Genomic DNA, 1,236 nt, shown 5'->3' on the forward strand with positions numbered 1-1,236 from the left:
TTGGCAAGCTAGATAAGGAATAAAATGTCCTTGCTTGATAGGATTATGCATGGACTTGATGATGAAGAAAAGGGCATTGCTTTTTATCAAAATGAGTTTTTAGCTTACAAGCTAAGCCTTTAAATTGATTTTAAAGATTTCAAAGCCATCAAGTGGGGTTGATAGAAGGCGTTTTGGGGTGTGCTTTTATTTGACAGTTTTATAGTTTCAAGTACATTATCAGTTTGTTTTAGCCAAATTTAAAGACAAACTGAATTTTTTTAAAAAATTAAAATTCACAAGGATCTCTTACAAAGATCTTATTTCGTAAACTAAGTGTTATAAAAATTCAAGCTAAAACACAAAAATCTTGCTAGAATTTAAAACTTGAATTTAATAAATTACAATGTCAAAAATTAAAAAAACTAAGAGACTAAAATGCCAAGACAAATTAAATTAAGAGTAAATGACAAAGAGAATAAAAACTATGCTATAAGAGGCTTAAAGGATAGTTTAAAATTATATATTGAAAAATTAAAAGATAATTATGAAATCATAAACTGTGTTAAAGAGTGTGAGGAGGGGCTTTATGAATTTATCATAGAAGATACAATTTATGAAAAATATCTCTTTAACAAGGTCTTCATAGGCTTAAGCCAAATTGCAAGAGGGGTGATAAACACAACAAAAAAAAACACAGCCACCCTTGCAAATACAAGCACAGTCTCAAACACCATCAACACAAACACAGCCACACTTGAAAATACGAGTGATGCCTCAATTAACACAAGCACAGCCAAGATAAACAATACTTCTCTTAGTAGCACAAACACAATAAATAACACAAATTCAATAAATTCAACAAACACAACAAACAAAGCTCCCATCAGCACAATCAACACAAACACAACCTCAAACACTCTCAGCACAAATTCAGCAAACACAGCAAATTCAACACAAATAAACTCAACAAACAACACAGAAGAAAGAACCTACAACAAAGGCTTTGTGTCCTTGTTTAACAAGCTTTATCAGATTAATACTTTAGCTACTATGTGCGACTGTGAATTTATCCCTTGTGAGCTTAGTCCTATGAAAAAAGCTTTAAACATAGGGCTTATCAAAGCCTATAAAAAGAATAAAGAAGGCAAGTTCATTGATGATAAAGATAGCTTGTCAAATTCACAAAATGAGATTTACACCATAGATACAGAGCAAGAAATAATGCTTAAAGCCTTTGTTTATGAGGAGCAAAAG

At 31.1% G+C, this 1,236-nt stretch carries 1 protein-coding gene; it reads left to right on the top strand.

Features of this window, described 5'->3' with window-relative positions; translation table 11 throughout:
* Positions 1-417: 417 nt before the first annotated feature.
* On the top strand, positions 418-1,236 hold an 819-nt coding region (locus DMC01_RS12490; protein ID WP_221887167.1), incomplete at its 3' end, for a hypothetical protein.

The sequence above is a fragment of the Campylobacter troglodytis genome (genome assembly GCF_006864425.1).
Lineage (GTDB): Bacteria > Campylobacterota > Campylobacteria > Campylobacterales > Campylobacteraceae > Campylobacter_D > Campylobacter_D troglodytis.